The sequence below is a fragment of the Dactylosporangium vinaceum genome (genome assembly GCF_019904175.1).
In the GTDB taxonomy this organism is placed as follows: Bacteria; Actinomycetota; Actinomycetes; order Mycobacteriales; family Micromonosporaceae; genus Dactylosporangium; species Dactylosporangium vinaceum.
This window is the reverse complement of record NZ_CP061913.1, coordinates 10881808-10897683: the sequence shown is the minus strand read 5'-3', so window position 1 is coordinate 10897683 and position 15876 is coordinate 10881808. Positions and strand designations below refer to the sequence as shown.

Genomic DNA, 15876 nt, shown 5'->3' with positions numbered 1-15876 from the left:
ACTCATCACCATTTACCGGTTGCTGCGGCATTTCGCTGGCGGCGTACCCGCGCTGTCTTGGTTAACAGGTGCAACGGTGTAATCGTGTAATCATGATGATGCGACGAGGAGACGTCCCCTGGGGACGGGGCGGTGGGCCGCGCAGTGAGCCCCCGCCCGCCGATGACGCCACCGCCTGGATCGGCGGGGCACTGCCGGAGACCTGGTTCCAGGGGCCGGCCGAAGTGACTATCGACCGCGACGAGATCCTGATCGTGGGCCGGCTCAGCGCGCCGACCCTGGCCGATGACGCGTCCGACGCCGACCGGGCCGCCGCCGAGCAGGGGCGGATCGCCGGGTTCCGGGAGACCACCCGGGACCAGCGGATCGGGATCGCGCAGCAGCTCGAACGGCGGTACCGCCGCAAAGTCTCCTGGGGAGTCCAGGTCGGCGAGGCCCGCGAACTGTTCACCACCCACTCGGCGCCGGTGATGACCCGCCTGCGGCAGGCCGAGCGCCAGGTGCTCGACACGCTCGTCGACTCGGGCGTGGCCCGGTCCCGCTCCGAGGCGCTCGCCTGGTGCGTGGCGCTTGTCGGGCAGCACGCCGACACGTGGCTGACCGAGCTGCGATCGGCCATGGAGTCCGTGGACGAGCTCCGCAGGCGCGGGCCGGCGGTCTGACCGCGACGGGCGCCGCGCGCTGATCCGGGTACGTCGGACATATCCGGAAGGCCGCGGCGCCCAACCGTCCCTTATACGACATACCTGGCGTCGGGGTATAAATCCGATATGTCGCGGCGCGCCAGCGCCCGACATATCGGCCCCTCGCCCAACATCGGGCGGCGAGAGCCAGACGATAGGCTGGCCAGCCTATGGACACCCGAACCGGACTCCCCGTCGTCGGCATGGTGGGCGGTGGTCAGCTGGCCCGGATGACGCACCAGGCCGCCATCGCCCTTGGACAATCGCTGCGCGTGCTCGCCGTCTCGCCCGACGACGGAGCCGCGCTCGTCGCCGCCGACGTGCGGATCGGGCGGCACGATGACGTCGAGGCGCTGCGGGAGTTCGCGAAGGGCTGCGACGTCGTCACGTTCGACCACGAGCACGTCCCCGGCGACCTGATCAGGCAGCTGACCGGCGAGGGGTTCAACCTCCTGCCCGGCGCCGACGCCCTGCAGTACGCCCAGAACAAGCGGGCCATGCGCGAGCACCTCGGCGGGCTCGGGTTCCCGATGCCGCGATGGACAAATGGCGACGTCGCCGCGTTCGGCGACGAGGTCGGGTGGCCGATCATCGTGAAGACCGCCACCGGTGGTTACGACGGGCGCGGCGTGTTCGTCGCCAACTCCATGGCCGACGTGCCGCCCGGCGTCGAGGTGATCGCCGAGGAGATGGTGCCACTCAAGCGTGAACTCGCGGCCGTGGTCGCGCGCTCGCCGCTCGGGCAGGTCGCGGCCTACCCCGTGGTCGAGACCGTCCAGGAGGGCGGGATCTGCGTGGAGGTACTGGCGCCCGCTCCTGGTCTGGACGAAGATTCGGCGATCGCGGCGCAGCGGCTCGCCATCGACATCGCCACCGGGCTGGGCGTCGTCGGGCTGCTCGCGGTCGAGCTCTTCGAGACGACCGACGGCCGCCTGCTCATCAACGAACTCGCGATGCGGCCCCACAACTCGGCCCACTGGACGATCGAGGGCGCGCGCACGTCGCAGTTCGAGCAGCACCTGCGCGCCGTCCTGGACTACCCGATGGGCGACACCCGCCTCACCGCACCCGTCGTCGTCATGGCCAACGTCCTCGGCGGTGAGAAGGGCGGCATGTCGATCGACGAACGACTGCACCACCTGTTTGCCGAAGAGCCCGGAGCCAAGGTCCACTTGTACGGCAAGCAGGTCCGCCCCGGCCGCAAGATCGGACACGTCACGGTGCTGGGAGACGACCTGGACGACTGCCGCAGGCGCGCCCGCCGGGCCGCCCGCATTCTCGAGGAGGGGTACCAGCATTGAGCGCGCCAGTGATCGAGGTCGGCGTCATCATGGGCAGCGACTCCGACTGGCCGGTCATGCGGCTGGCGGCGGAGGCACTCGACGAGTTCGGCGTCGGCTACGAGGTCCGGGTCGTCTCCGCGCACCGCACCCCGCACCTCATGCTCGACTACGCCGGTGACGCCGTGGCCCGCGGCCTGAAGGTCATCATCGCCGGCGCGGGCGGCGCCGCCCACCTCCCCGGCATGGTCGCGTCGGCGACGCCGCTGCCGGTGATCGGCGTGCCGGTGCCGCTGAAGTACCTCGACGGCCTCGACTCCCTGATGTCGATCGTCCAGATGCCCGCCGGCATCCCCGTCGCCACCGTCTCCATCGGCGGCGCCCGCAACGCCGGCCTGCTCGCCGTGCGCATCCTGGCCGCCACCGACCCGGCCCTGCTGGCGAAGGTGCGCGACTTCCAGGAGTCGCTGCGGGCCATGGTCGCGGAGAAGGACGCCGCCCTCTCCGCCTCCCTCGTCGCCCCGGAGTAGACGCCGACGGGCGTACGACGCCGGCGCGGCGGTCACTGCACGAACCAGCGCCGGCGACGTACCCATCAAGTACCGCTAGACGACACCGGGGCAGCCCGCGTCGATGCGGCCCGTGTTGAAGAACCGCACCGCATCCGCGGCGCACGCCGGCTCGTGCAGGACCGAGCCGTGCACGTCGTCGTCCACTGTGTACACCCGGCCGCCGGCCAGGGCCTGGGTCTGGATCGTCCACTCGTAGGGCGACGGGGTCTCCCAGCGGTGGCCGGCCAGCACCAGCTCGCCGCCGCCGGGGCCGATGCGCACCGGCTGAGGCGGCAGCGGCCAGCCCGCGCAGCCGGCCGAGAACCGCAGCGTCCGGCCGGTCATCGGGTTCGCGGCCAAGCGTCGCTGGTAGTCGGCCCACGCCGTGTCGAAGCTGGGCCGGGCGGTGTCCTCGTTGCAGAACGCCGCGTGGTTCATCGTCTGGTTGGTCTGCTCCGGGAGGTCTGCCGGTGGGGGGCCCTGCGGACCGCCGTCGTCGCCACCGAGGACCTCCTTGGTCTTCGGCGGTGCCGTCGGGCCGGTGGCGGTCCGCAGTTCGCCGAGGATCTGCCCGGCCAGGTCCCAGTCGTAGTGGTTCACGGCCGCGGCCTGCGCGATGAGGGAGCCGTCCAGCGGCTCGGGCAGGTCGGTGAAGGTGCGCGGGTGGGCGTCGAAGTCGGCCACCATCGCCGCTATCGCTGCGCGCACCCGGGTCCCCGTGGCGCCCAGGTGGTACGTCGAGTCGCGGGCGGCCAGCCAGTCGGCGAACCGGCCGGCGTTGCGCTCGGCGGCGGCGTTGCGGCCGCTGTCGAAGGAGGTGAGGTCGAAGCGCGGGATCGCGACACTGTCGAGGAGCATGCGGTCGACGTTGTGCGGGAACAGGGTCCGGTACACCACACCGAGCCACGTGCCCCAGGAGACGCCGAGGAAGCTCAGCCGGCGCTCGCCGAGGGCCGCGCGGATCGTGTCGAGGTCACGAGCGACGTCGGCGGTGGTGAGCCGGCCGAGGAAGGAGGGGTCGTAGTCGCCGCACGCGGCGGTTTCGGCGACCTGGGTGGAGTACAGCTGCCGGGCCTGGTCCCTGGACAGGGTGCCGATCACGCGCTCCGGGCGCTGGGCCGGCGGCGGGCAGTCGACCTTGGTGCTGTAGCCGACGCCGCGCGGGTCGAAGCCGATGAGGTCGTAGCGGGTGTTGAGCCCGGCGTTCGCGTCGTTCTGGATGATGACCTGTAGTGGCATCAGGTAACCGCTGCCACCGGGGCCACCCGGGTTCAGGGCCAGGCTGCCGAGGCGGTGGGCGCGATCGGTGGCGGGCAGGCGGGTCAGCGCGACGGTGATCTGGCGGCCGCGTGGGCTGCGGTAGTCGAGGGGGACGGTGACGGTGCCGCACTGCAGCCGGGCCAGCAGCGCCTTGAGCTGGTCGAGCCTGTCGGGCGGGGCCAGGGCCCGCAGCGCGCCCTCGGAGTACGCGGGGCACGGCTTCCAGTCCACGGCCGCACCCGGGCGTCCGGACGACGTGTCGGGCGCCGCCGCCGCGGGCGCCGCGGCCAGCAACGCGCCGACGGCCCCGAGGAGAGCGGCCGACGCGGTCAAGCGGTTGGGCTGCATCATGCCGCCCACCGTGCTTGCCTAGCCGCGCTAGCCGCGTCGGCCGTCAGAGGTATCGAAGATATGTCTCGCGATGGATGCGCGGGGCGGCCCCGGCTCTCTAGGCTCGACGGACCATGCCCGAGATCACGCGCCGCACCTACCGGAGAGTGCTCAACCGATCCGGTCGCGCAGCCAGGCGATGAGCGCCGGATACTCGCCCAGGACCCGGTCCACGGCCACCGCGTCGCCGGGGCGCAGGAGTTTCTGCTCGGTGACGCACGCGTACTGCTCACTGCGCAGCCGCTCCGCCTCGGCGGTGTTGCCCGAGGTGACGGCCCGGTTGTGCAGGCGGGTGTAGCAGGCGATGGCCTCTTCGATGGCCTCCTGCGCCGCGTCGTAGCGTGCGCTGTCCCGCCGGTTCCACTCGTATGACTCGACCCCGCCGACCGCCGAGTAATCGGACATCGATCCCCCTCACCGTCCGGTTGTCGCGGTCACTGTACCGCTACGACACGGCTGCGTGGGGTCACCGCACCAAGTTCGAAACGCCTGACCTTTTCCCGCGGTCAGGGCGTGAAGGTCGGGCCCGGCCACCGCGCGACCTCGACCAGCGCATTCACGTCGGTGCTCAGCTCCGGGCGGGTCAGACTTGTATCAACGTAGTTGGCGATCCAAATATGTACACCCGTGCCGTCGGCGCGACTCACCTTGACGTCCTCGTCGGTGGCCTAGCGCACGGAGCGGCGGGCGTTGAGGACCCGGACCAGGCGGCGCAGGCGCGGGGCCGCGGCCAGGACGGCGCCGGCCAGGAGGAGCAGCAGGGTCGCGGCGGTGACGCCGGTGATGACCACGTTGCTGACCGCGCGGGCCGGGTCGTGGGCGGGGACGGCGCCGGGCGGGGCGGCGGCCGCGGTGCCGAATACCAGTGCGGAGCCCACGGCGGTCGCGGCGACGAGGGCTCGATAGGTCCAACGGAGGATCACCGAGGATAAACGGAAAAAACCGGCATTTGGTTGTGCCTCGACCGCCCCGCGTGACCGCCGCGGATCGACCTTTCCGGCCGCCGCCGCGCCCGTTGTCGCCCGGCCGCGAACGCAGACCGGGCCTCGCGCAGAGACATGGTCGTACCCACGTGCGCTACAACGGGAGGAAGTCGGATGGGATCGTGGTGATGACCTTCGACGTCGGCGTCGACGACGCGACGGCCGTGCGGGACCCGCGACACTTCGCGGTGCTCTACGACCGGTACGCCGCGCAGCTCTACCGGTATGCCCACCGCCGGGTCGGGCCGGAGCCGGCCGAGGATGCGGTCGCGGAGACGTTCCTGGCCGCGTTCCAGCGCCGGCACCGCTACGACCCGGGGCGGCCCAGCGCGCGGCCGTGGCTGTTCGGGATCCTCACCCGGGAGTTGGCGCACCGGCACCGGGCCGAGAGTGCCAGGTATCGCGCGCTCGCCCGGGCCGGCGCCGACGAGGTCCAGCCGGGCTTCGCCGAACGCGTCGACGCCGCCGTGTCCGCCCAGGCGCTGCACGGCCCGCTGGCCGGCGCCCTGGCCCGCCTGTCGCGGGGCGACCGCGACGTGCTCCTGCTCATCGCATGGGGCGACTGCAGCCACGACGAGGTCGCCGAGACGCTCGGGATCCGCCTGGGCACTGTGCGCTCGCGGCTGCACCGGGCCCGCAAACAGATCCGCGCGGCCCTCGGCGCCGCTGGACTCGATCGGGAGACGTTGTGAACGACATGCACCTGCTCGACTCGCTCGGCACCGCCCTCGACCCGCCGGGCGCCGAACTGCCGCCGCGGCTGCGGCACCGCGCACTGCGCACGGCCGAGGCCGTCGCTGACGGGCCGGCCCGCCGGCGACGGGGGCTGACGGGCCTGGTCCGCAGCCCGTGGAGGCGCCGGCTCGCCCTCGCCGGTGCGCTTGCCGCAGCGCTCACCGCCGCCCTGCTCACCGCCCAGGTCACTGACTTCGGGCGGCGGCCGGCCGCCTCGGCCGCGGCGTCGGAGGTGCTGCACGGCGCGGCCGCGGCGGCCCTGACCCGGCCGGACGTGACGGTGCGCGACGACCAGTTCGTCTACGTCGAATCATTCGACTCGGGGGTGGCGATCGGCCCGGCCGGGACGAGGTTGGAGACCCGGCACCGCGATGTCTGGATGTCCGTCGACGGCACGCAGGACGGCCTGATCCGCATCGACCGGACCGACATCGCGGTGCCCGGCTGCCGCAACGGCCGGCAGACCCAGTCGAAGGGCGGCAAGAGCGAGACCACCGCCTGCCGGCCGGTCCGCGGCTACCTGCCCGACCTGCCCACCGACAGCGATCGGATGCGCGAGTACCTCTACGCGCACTCCAGCGGCGGCAACCCCCGCGACCAGCAGGCGTTCACCACGGCCGCCGACCTGATCCGCGAGGCGTACCTGTCCCCGGCCGCCCTCGCCGCCGTCTTCGATGCGGTGGCGAAGATCCCCGGCGTCGACGTCGTCGGCGACGTCACCGACCAGGCCGGCCGCCACGGTGTGGCGGTGGCGCTGGACGAGGTCCAGGGCATGCGCACCGAGCTGGTCTTCGACAAGCAGACCCACGCGTTCCTGGGCGTCCGGGCGGTCATGTATCGCGACTCACCCGCCGATGGCCTCCACAAGGGCGACGTCTTCTCCTCGTTCGCCGTGCTGCACGTCGCCGTCGTGGACCGCGCGGGTCAGACCCCGTAGGAGGGCCAGCGGTCGCGGGTGACGAGGTGCAGGACGAGCGCGGCGATATTCCAGGCGTCGTCGGCGCCGTTGTGGTGGCGGCCCTCCAGGGGCAGGCCGGCGGCTTGCAGCGCGCCGGCCATGCCCTGTCTGCGCTCGTCCCGGGCCTCGGCGAAGAGGGCCTTCGCGTTGTAGTGCCGGGAGCCGAAGGGGTACCGCACCGGCCCGCCGCACTGCCGCTCGAACTGCTTGCGGTCGTAGTCGCCCCAGCTCGCCCACGGGCGGGAATCCGAGTGGTGCTCCGTGCGCAGCCGTGCGCACGCATCGGCGAACGAGAGCCCGCCGGCCGCCTCGGCCGGGGTGATGCCGGTGAGGCGGGTGCAGAACGCGCTGACCGTCGACCGGGCGGGTCGCACCATGATCCGGTCGCGGCCGACGCGCTCCCGGGCGTCGAGGTCCACCACGCAGACCCCGATCTCGATGATCTCGTTGACCTGCCCGGGCGGCGGCGGGCCCTCCCAGCACGTCGCCTCGACGTCTATGACATTGAGCAGCCGGGTCATGATCGGCATCGTACGGTGGAAGGCGTGACTCTTCCCGAGAATTTGCAGCAGCTCCTGGCCCGGCCCAACCCCGCCGTCATCGCCACCGTGCGCCCGGACGGGCAGCCGGTGTCGGTCGCCACCTGGTATCTGCTGGAGCAGGACCGGATCATCGTGAACATGGACGCAGGGCGCAAGCGGCTCGCCTACCTGCGCCAGGAGCCGCGGGTGAGCCTCACGGTGCTCGACGGCGAGGACTGGTACACCCACGTCTCCGTCACCGGCACCGTCGCCGAGATCTACGACGACACGGACATGGCCGACATCGACCGGATCGCCATCCACTACACGGGCAAGCCCTACGCGAACCGGAGCAACGGCCGGGTCACCGCGGTCGTCGACATCAAGTCGTGGCACGTCTGGCCGCAGCCATGAGCGCCGCCGGGCCGACGCCGCGGCAGTGACGCTGCGGCAATGACCCTGGGTGGGTCTGGCGGACCCAGGAATGCGCGTGCGAGTGAGCCGGGGCGACGCGCACCTAGCGTCGGGGCATGCCGAACACCATCGCCGTCGTGACCGGAGCCAACTCGGGCCTCGGCCTGGTCACCGCCACCGAACTGGCCCGCCGCGGCGACCACGTCATCCTGGCCGTGCGCAACACCGCGGCGGGCGAGCGCGCCGCCGGGGAGATCCGCCGCGCGATCCCGGCGGCCCGCGTCGAGGTGCGGGCGCTCGACCTGGCCTCGTTGGCGTCCGTGCGGGCGTTCGCTGAGGGAGTACAGACGCTGCATCTGCTCGTGAACAACGCCGGGCTGGTCCTGCTGGGGCCCCGGCAGGAGACGGCCGACGGGTTCGAGCTGCACCTGGGGACCAATTTCCTCGGGCACTTCGCCCTCACCGGGCTGCTCCTCGACCGGCTCGCCGGTGCGCGGCCCCGGATCGTGAACCTCAGCTCGATCACGCACAAGGGCAAGACCCTCGACTTCGGCGACCTGATGTCGGTGCGTGACTACAACGCCTCGCGCACGTACGGCCGGTCGAAGCTCGCCACCACGATCTTCGGCCTGGAGCTGGACCGGCGGCTGCGCGCGGCCGGCTCCCCGGTCATCAGCGTGCTCGCTCACCCGGGCATCACCCGCTCGAACCTGACCCCGCGGGCCTGGGAGCACCGCGGCGCGCTGGGCCGGGCCCTGTCCCGCACCTTCCTGCTGCTGACCCAGCCGGTCGCGCGCGGGGCCCAGCCCCAGCTCCGGGCGGCGACGGCACCCGACGTGCGCGGCGGGCAGTTCTTCGGCCCGGCCGGCCCCGGGGAGATCCGCGGCCGCAGCACGGAGGTCCAGCCCAGCCGAGCCGCGGCGGACCCCGCGACCGGCCGGCGGCTGTGGACGGCGGCGGAGGAGCTGACCGGAGTCCGGTACCTCAGCGATTGACCCGCTACGATCTGTGCCGGGGTACGGCTGGCGGAGTGGGGGCCGGGGTTGGCGCGGGAGACTGACGCACGACGGGCGCAGGTGCTCAAGTTCTGGCAGACGGTCGAGATGTTCAGCCCGCAGAAGGTGGAGAAGGTCGACCGCGAGCAGCTCGTGTTCGCCGTCCGGCCGGGCGCGCCGCTGCCGTGGGAGCCCGGCCACGAGCTCGCCCGGCGCCGGCTGCGGCCCAACCAGGCGTGGCGGCACGTCGTGTATCTGGGGATCTACCGGCTCGACGAGGTGTTCGCGGTGCTGTCGCGGATGCTGGCGCCCGACCCGGACAGCTACGACGAGCGCCCGGGCGGGGAGAGCGCGTTCGCCGCGTTCGCCGTCGGCGAGGACGGGCACGCGGTCCTCGGCTCCGAGGTGCTCTCCAGCTGCGCCTGGGCCACCGGACAGGTGCTGGCCGAGCGGCTGGCGACGGACTGGGTCGCGGCGTTCGAGGACGCGTCGATGGCGTTCGGCGAGCTGTGGCGGGAGGCGGTCACCCACGAGCCGGCCGAGCCGGACGGCGAGTTCGCGGAGCGGCCGCCGCGCCTGCTCGGGCCCGAGGAGCTCGCGGAGTGCCTGGCCCTGGCCGTCGCCGCGGCGGGGACCGGCGACGCGCTGTCGGGCGCCGAGATCCGCATCAGCAGCCAGATCGTGGCCCGGCGCAGCGCCGACGCGGTGAGCGGGCACGAGTTCCTCAACAGCTTCATCGTGGCCGACCTGGCGCTCGTCGCCGAGCGGGTGGCGAAGGGCGGTGCCGGGGCGGCGCTGGGGGAGTACCTGCGCCCGGAGGCCGAGATCGACACCGCGGGGCGGGTCGACGTCCGGGCGCGGACCGACCGGGTGTTCGCCGCGACCGCGCCGGACACCGTGCCGGCCGGCCGCTGGCCGAGCGATCCGGAGCACGCGCTGGCGCTGAGCCAGCAGCTGGCCGTCAACACCGCGCTCGGCCTGAGCGCCGCCGGCGCCGGGATCCTCGGGGTCAACGGGCCGCCCGGGACCGGCAAGACGACGATGCTGCGCGACCTCGTCGCCGCGCTGGTGGTCGAGCGGGCCCGGCGGCTGGCCGCGCTGCCCGATCCCCGGCAGGCGTTCACCGGGCGGCAGCTGCGCTGGAAGACGGGGCAGTACAGCCGGGTCGTCAACGTGTGGCGGCCCGAGCTGACCGGCTTCGAGATCGTCGTCGCCTCGGCCAACAACGGCGCCGTGCAGAACGTCACCGACGAGATCCCGGCCGCCGCCGCGATCGCCGGGTGCTGGCGCGAGCGGGCGGCCGCGGCCGGGTACTTCCCCGCGATCGCCGGTGCGCTGCTGGCCCCGGAGGGCGAGGAGCCGGTGCCCGGGGCGGCCTGGGCGCTCGTCGCGGCCCGGCTCGGCAACAAGGCCAACCGCAGCCGGTTCGTCAACGCGTTCTGGTACCACACCCCGGAAGACGACGACGACAACCCGTGGACCGGGCTCCTGACGGTGCTCAAGTCCTACGAGCAGACCCCGCCCGAGCGGTCCTGGGCGCGGGCCGCCGCCGATTTCCGCGACGCCGAGGCGCGGGTCGAGGCGATCCGGGCCGAGCGGTCCGAGGTGTACCGCACCATCCGGCAAAGGGCCGAGCTCGACGCGCACCTGCCGAGCCTGGCGGCGGCCATCCGGACGGCGGCCGCGCGGGTGGAGACCGCCCGCGCCCGGCGCGCGGCCGCGGTCGAGGCCGAGCGCGAGCAGACCGCCGAAGCCGCCCGCCAGGCTCAGGAGCAGCAGCGCCAGGCCGAGCAGGCGGCCCGGCAGCGGCGCGCGGCGGCCGAGCGGACCGTCGCCGAACGCCGGGCCGAGGCCGAGCGGCTGACCACCGGCCGCCGGGCCAACGCCGAGCAGGCCCTGCGCGCGGCCGCGGCCGAGGCGGGCCGGCGCTGGTGGGCCCACGCCGCGCACCAGCAGCAGCGCCCGGACTGGTGGGAGCGGCTGCGGACGCTCGGCGCGGCCGACGGCAAGTGGTCACAGCAGGACCGCTGGCTGCACGGCGAGGTCCAGACGGCCCGGCAGGCGCAGGCGGCGGCCCAGGCCGGGCTGGACGCGGCCCAGCGGGAGCTCGACGCGGCCCTGCGCGCCGCCGCCGACGCCGAGCGCGACCTGATCGAGGCCGCGCGGCTGCTGGCGGCTGGAGTCCCGGTGCCGGACCTGACACCGGAGCCGCTCGTGGCCGCCCGCCGGGAGCTGGCCCGGGCCGATCAGGAGGTGTCCGCGGCCGCGCGCGCCCTGAGCGACGCCGAGTCCGCCCACCACACCGCGCGCGGGCGGCTGGCCGCCCTCGACGACCGGCTGACCGGCCTCGGCGCGGGTCTGGGCCGCTACTACCCGGACGCCACCTGGTGGAGCGACCGCGAGCGCCGCGAGCCGGCCGCGCTGTGGACGGACCCGGAGTGGAACACCGCCCGCAGCGAGCTGTTCCTGGCCGCGCTCGCACTGCACGGGGCGTTCCTCGGGCACGCGGCCGGCGACATGCGCCGCAACCTTCAGGCGGCGATGGACGTCGTCGGCGGCGACGCGCCCCGCGACATCGCCGAGGACGCGGCCCTCGCCGCATGGCAGAGCCTGTTCTTCGTCGTGCCTGTCGTGTCCACCACGTTCGCCTCCTACGCCCGGCTCTTCGGCCACCTCGGCCAGGAGGCGCTGGGCTGGCTGCTCATCGACGAGGCCGGCCAGGCGACCCCGCAGAACGCCGCCGGCGCCCTGTGGCGGACGAAGCGGGCCGTGGTCGTCGGCGACCCGCTGCAGCTGGAGCCGGTCACCATGCTGCCGTTCCGGGCCGAGCAGGCGATCCGCCGCGAGCTCGGCGTGTCCGAGGAGTGGCTGACCGGCCGCACCTCGGTGCAGCGCCTGGCCGACCGCCTCACCGGCCTCGGCACCCACCTGCCCACCGCCGACGGCGAGTCCACCTGGGTCGGCGTCCCGCTGACCGTCCACCGCCGCTGCGACCAGCCGATGTTCGACATCGTCAACGCCATCGCCTACGACGGCCTCATGATCAACGGGACCGGCACCGCCGCCCGCGACCGCTTCAACGCCGAGCACCCGACGCTGCCCGAGTCCAAGTGGATGGACATCGCCGGCGCCACCGCCCAGGGCCACTGGATCCCCGACGAGGGCCGCCAGCTCGACCGCATCCTGCGCGCGCTCGCCACCCTCGGCCTGGACATGTCCGAGGTGATGGTCATCGCGCCGTTCCGCGACATCGCCCGCCGGATCGCCGCTCAGGGCCGCCGCTATCCGGGCCTCACCGCCGGCACCGTGCACACCGCCCAGGGCAAGCAGGCCGACGTGGTCATCCTGGTGCTCGGCGGCAACCCGGACCGCCCGGGCGCCCGCCGCTGGGCGGCCGCCCGGCCGAACCTGCTCAACGTGGCCGTCAGCCGGGCCAAGCGCCGCCTCTACGTGATCGGCGACCGGGAGGCGTGGTCGGCGCAGCGGTACTTCAAGACGCTCGCCGCCGACCTGCCGTTCACCCGGGACAGCCCGGCCCCGCCGCGCTGACCGGCCGGCTCAGCGGAAGATGGCGAACGCGTCGATCACCAGCTCCTGCCCGGCCCGGTCCCAGCCCTGGACCCGGCCGAGGCACCGGGCCAGGAACGGCCCGTCGGGGATGCCGCCGCGCAGGCCGCTCGCCGGGCCGCAGTCGACGCGGACCCGGGCGGCGGCGGACTCCTCGTCGTCGGCGCGGACGTGGAACGCCGGCCGGGCGCCGTCGCGCTCGAAGCGGCCGTCGACGAGCACCCACGACTTGAGGTCGCGCAGGCGGACCCGGCCGCGGTGGACCTTGACCGCCGACGGGACCGGGGCGTCCGGGTGGCTCGGCGTGAACGTCAGCCGCTCCAGGTCGATGCGGCCCACGCTGCTGGTCTTCTCGAGCACGTCGACGATGAGGCCGACGACGGTGATCGGCTCGTCCTGCTCGACGTACTGCCGGACCACCGTCTCGTCGACCTGGCCGCCCGCGTCGCCGCCGACGGGTACGCCCGGCACCGTGGAGCGGACGCCGAACTTCCGGCTGCGCTTGATCTCGTGGCTGACCGCCCGCCGCAGCGCCGGCACGCGCCGCATCTGCTGGTACACGTCCATGATCGCGGTCTCGTCGAGGTAGAACGCGACGTCGAGGCGCCGAAATCCGCGGTAGCGGCGAATCTGCGCGACGACGATCGACACGGCGACGACGAGCGCGCCCGCTGTCGCCGCCCACAGCAGCAGCGACGGCCACCACACGCCCCACCACGCCGCGTCAGTGACAGCCACGGATCTCCTTGAAGGCGTCGAGGAGGGACACGGCGTTGGCGTCGACCATCCGGCCGCCCGTCGCCTTCGCGGCCCGGTCGAGCTCGGCGGCGTCGGCCTCGCCGTAGCGGATCGCGTAGGTCGGCACCACCTTGCGGGCGGGGTCGGCGTCGTGCCGGGCCAGGAACTCGTCGAGGCCCATCCCGGCGTTGCTCAGGCCGTCGGTCATGAGCACGACCGCGACCGGGCGGTCGGTCGCCGCGGCCGCCGCGGCGATGTCGGCGTGGTCGAGGGCCGACCACACGGCGGTGCTGTCGTCGAACTCGTCGGCCGCGATGAAGCCGCCGAGCTGGTCCAGGGCGCCCTGGTTCTCCACGGTGAACGTCTGCTCGCCGAGCACGGTGCCGCCGAAGCGCACCACGGTGAACCGCTCGCCGCGGTAGAACCGGAAGAACTTGCCGCTGGCCGAGCGGTCGGCGCCGCTGAGCCCGGCGAACGTGGCCCGCAGCGCGGCGATCCGCTCGCCGCGCATGGAGCCGGAGAAGTCGAGCACGAAGAAGACGTGGTCGGGCATGCTCAAGCGCGGGTCGGCGTAGTCGGAGAGCAGCTTGTCGACGACCTCGACCTGGTCGGGGTAGAACAGGGTGGTGCCGGCCAGCCGCTGCAGCCGCAGGTCGCGCGCCACCCGCGGGTCGAAGGGCCGGCGCAGCGTCGTCTCGGTCAGCCGCTTCTGCCCTTGGGCCCCCATGAGCCAGCCGATCACCTTGTCGTAGGCCACCCGCGCCTCCGGCCGCAGCAGCTGCAGCGGATAGTCGGCCTGGATGATGCCGTCGGCCGGGTACACCAGCTCCAGCTTCTCCTTGAGCTGCCCGCTGTCGTTGAGCTTGAGCAGCGCCGACTCCTCGCCGACGAGCGCGTCGAGCTCGTCCTGGCGCTTGACGAAGTCGTCGGCGAGCGTCGCGAACGTCGGCCCGGTCAGCGAGCGCCCCGCGAAGAACCCGCGCAGCCTGTCGCATGTCACGTCCTCCGGCCGCAGCGCCGAGCCCGTCCCGGCCGCCGCGGTCGCCACCCCGATCAGCGCGGCCAGCCCCGAACCGCCCTGGCTCGGGTCGGCCATGGCCAGCCGCAGCGCGCCGCTCGCCGCCGCGTCCGCGACGTCGGCCCACGTGAGCGCCGCCCCGCCCGCCGCCGAGCGCAGCGCCGCGGCCGCCTTGGGCCGCACCCCGATGACGACGGGCGACAGCATCGTCGGTGTCGCAAGTGGACGGTCGGCGCCGCGCAGCTGCAGCTGCTGGTAGGCCCCGGTCGTCAGCCACGCGGCATCGAACGACTTGTCGAGCCCGGCCGGTGGCAGCATGTCCAGCCCCGCCCGCACGTCGAGCGTGACGTCGACTCCCGTGTCGCGGCTCAGCTCGGCCAGCAGCGGCCGGACGCCTTCCAGCTCTGAAGACGCGACAATGCGCAGCTGTACCCGCTGTGCCGCCTCGCTCGTGCAGGCTCCGGCGCCGGCCAGCAGTACCACCGCCGCCAATGCCATCCGGAAGGCCCTCATGCGCAGTTCCCGGTGATCGTGATCATCTTCTCCAGAAGGTCGAGGCGGGGCAGCTGCGCGTTGGTGCCGACATCGGTGAGGAAGGTCGGGACCGGGATGCCCTGGCTGCGCAGGTAGTCGCCGAACTCCGGCCCGGCCGGCTCGGCGTCGGCGTTGAGGGTCCGGAAGCCGAGCGCGACCGCCCGGTGGCGCAGGTCCGGCTCGGTCGTGATGAGCCGGCCCAGCTCCTCGCCGGTCCGCGAGAGCGGGATGTACACGGGGTCGGTCCGGAAGTTCACCGACGGGTAGAGCAGCACCCGATCCCGGTCGAGCGTCTGCGTCCGCGCGTGGAACTGGGCCTGGTAGGCCAGGAACTGGTGCTCGTACACGACCACGATCGGCTGCCCCTTGCCTTCCGGCGTGACGTAGGAGTTGAACAGGTCCGCCTGCGGCAGCCCGAACACCCCGACGAGCGGCTTGACCTCGTTCGCCAGCCGCTCGGCCTCGGCGTCGCTCTGCGGCACGTCGGCCCGGTTGCGCACGAAGGCCACGAGCGCCATGTAGGTGGCCGCCGAGTTGGACCGGCAGATGTCCGGCGACCAGGCGGTGATCCGGTTGTCACTGGCCACCGCGCCCCCGGCCAGCTCCCTCCACCGCCGCCGCTGCTCGACGGCGGTCAGGAAGTCGCCGAGGTTGAGCCGGTAGTACAGCGGACCGGCACCGTCGTCGACGGGCGTGGCGAGCCCGGCCGCCCGCAGTGCCTCCGCGTAGTCGCGGTAGGTGCCCAGGGCGATGGGGCTGGTGAACGGCTTGTAGACGGTGGTGCTGCGCCCCTGCTCCTTGAGCCGCTCCAGGATCAGGTCCCCGGCGGGCTGCCCGGACGGGAACACGAAGTCGAGCCCGTCCAGCGCCGTCCGCGCGATGTCCCGCGACCCGCCCTGCGTGAAGTGCACCCGCACGTGGTGGCGCAGGAGGATCCGCTGCACCTGCGGGTCCGCGAAGAAGTCCGCCTTCGACGCGAGCCTGCCCTCGACCACCGTGATCCGCTCGAAGGGCAGCAGCACCTCGCCGGCCCGCGCGAGCAGCCCCAGCCCGACCGCGAACACCAGCACGAACGGTACGACCGACAGGAGCAGCCGCGGGCGGAGCCAGAACCCCGCGGGCGGCCGCCGGACAGTGAGGTGGACTTCGGCTTGCGTCGAGGTGTCGGCAGCCATCGAAGACCCTCCAATCGACAGGGAGGGTATCAGCGGCTGTCGAACTGTGAGCGACCGCGTCCTAGCTACCCGTC

15 protein-coding genes are annotated in these 15876 nt (G+C 73.4%); 8 read left to right on the top strand and 7 right to left on the bottom strand.

Translation table 11 applies throughout. The features are described 5' to 3' along the window. Positions 1-92 precede the first annotated feature (92 nt). The 3 genes from Dvina_RS48955 to purE all read left to right on the top strand — a co-directional run bounded on the left by Dvina_RS48955 (position 93) and on the right by purE (position 2493). Complete coding sequence (locus tag Dvina_RS48955; protein WP_246655816.1) at positions 93-662, top strand: hypothetical protein; 570 nt, start codon at positions 93-95, stop codon at positions 660-662. Positions 663-853: 191 nt separating this feature from the next. Continuing rightward, positions 854-1984 carry a 5-(carboxyamino)imidazole ribonucleotide synthase gene (locus Dvina_RS48950; protein ID WP_223098796.1) on the top strand — a complete coding sequence of 377 codons (1131 nt, stop codon included), beginning with the start codon at positions 854-856 and terminating at the stop codon, positions 1982-1984. A 29-nt stretch (positions 1985-2013) separates the two neighbouring features. Further along, positions 2014-2493 carry a 5-(carboxyamino)imidazole ribonucleotide mutase gene (gene purE, locus Dvina_RS48945; protein WP_390891083.1) on the top strand — a complete coding sequence of 160 codons (480 nt, stop codon included), beginning with the start codon at positions 2014-2016 and terminating at the stop codon, positions 2491-2493. Positions 2494-2568: 75 nt separating this feature from the next. On the opposite strand, the gene Dvina_RS48940 is transcribed toward purE, so the two are convergent. The 3 genes from Dvina_RS48940 to Dvina_RS48930 form a co-directional block, all read right to left on the bottom strand. Next, entirely contained in the window at positions 2569-4125 is a 1557-nt protein-coding gene (locus Dvina_RS48940) for an alpha/beta fold hydrolase (RefSeq protein WP_246655815.1), read from the bottom strand. A 150-nt stretch (positions 4126-4275) separates the two neighbouring features. Then, positions 4276-4569 carry a hypothetical protein gene (locus Dvina_RS48935; RefSeq protein WP_223098795.1) on the bottom strand — a complete coding sequence of 98 codons (294 nt, stop codon included), beginning with the start codon at positions 4567-4569 and terminating at the stop codon, positions 4276-4278. A gap of 263 nt (positions 4570-4832) precedes the next feature. Then, positions 4833-5087 (bottom strand): hypothetical protein, encoded by a 255-nt coding sequence (locus tag Dvina_RS48930; RefSeq protein WP_223098794.1) that lies wholly within the window; start codon positions 5085-5087, stop codon positions 4833-4835. Positions 5088-5275: 188 nt separating this feature from the next. Between Dvina_RS48930 and Dvina_RS48925 the strand changes: the two genes are divergently transcribed. Beyond that, entirely contained in the window at positions 5276-5839 is a 564-nt protein-coding gene (locus Dvina_RS48925; RefSeq protein WP_223098793.1) for an RNA polymerase sigma factor, read from the top strand. 5 nt (positions 5840-5844) lie between these two features. Then, complete coding sequence (locus tag Dvina_RS48920; protein WP_246656688.1) at positions 5845-6819, top strand: CU044_5270 family protein; 975 nt, start codon at positions 5845-5847, stop codon at positions 6817-6819. On the opposite strand, the gene Dvina_RS48915 is transcribed toward Dvina_RS48920, so the two are convergent. Further along, positions 6807-7361 (bottom strand): 3'-5' exonuclease, encoded by a 555-nt coding sequence (locus Dvina_RS48915; RefSeq protein WP_246655814.1) that lies wholly within the window; start codon positions 7359-7361, stop codon positions 6807-6809. The two genes, Dvina_RS48920 and Dvina_RS48915, sit on opposite strands and share 13 nt — an antisense overlap. Before the next feature lie 24 nt (positions 7362-7385). On the opposite strand from Dvina_RS48915, the gene Dvina_RS48910 reads away from it, so the two are divergent. From Dvina_RS48910 to Dvina_RS48900, 3 genes are all read left to right on the top strand, one after another. After that, positions 7386-7775 carry a PPOX class F420-dependent oxidoreductase gene (locus Dvina_RS48910; protein ID WP_246655813.1) on the top strand — a complete coding sequence of 130 codons (390 nt, stop codon included), beginning with the start codon at positions 7386-7388 and terminating at the stop codon, positions 7773-7775. A gap of 116 nt (positions 7776-7891) precedes the next feature. Further along, positions 7892-8770: an oxidoreductase gene (locus Dvina_RS48905; protein WP_223098790.1), complete on the top strand. Its 879-nt coding sequence runs from the start codon at positions 7892-7894 to the stop codon at positions 8768-8770. An 81-nt stretch (positions 8771-8851) separates the two neighbouring features. Then, positions 8852-12319, top strand: coding sequence for a DEAD/DEAH box helicase (locus Dvina_RS48900; protein ID WP_223098789.1), 3468 nt, complete (start codon positions 8852-8854; stop codon positions 12317-12319). Positions 12320-12328: 9 nt separating this feature from the next. Here Dvina_RS48900 and Dvina_RS48895 read toward each other — a convergent pair whose 3' ends face one another. The 3 genes from Dvina_RS48895 to Dvina_RS48885 are packed head-to-tail and all read right to left on the bottom strand — an operon-like array spanning position 12329 to position 15802. Continuing rightward, entirely contained in the window at positions 12329-13075 is a 747-nt protein-coding gene (locus Dvina_RS48895; protein WP_223098786.1) for a hypothetical protein, read from the bottom strand. Continuing rightward, positions 13062-14606, bottom strand: coding sequence for a substrate-binding domain-containing protein (locus Dvina_RS48890; protein WP_223098783.1), 1545 nt, complete (start codon positions 14604-14606; stop codon positions 13062-13064). The genes Dvina_RS48895 and Dvina_RS48890 overlap by 14 nt, the downstream gene beginning before the upstream one ends. After that, a complete protein-coding gene (locus Dvina_RS48885; protein WP_223098780.1) occupies positions 14603-15802 on the bottom strand; it encodes a hypothetical protein in 1200 nt (399 codons plus the stop codon). The genes Dvina_RS48890 and Dvina_RS48885 overlap by 4 nt, the downstream gene beginning before the upstream one ends. Between the last annotated feature and the right edge of the window lie 74 nt (positions 15803-15876).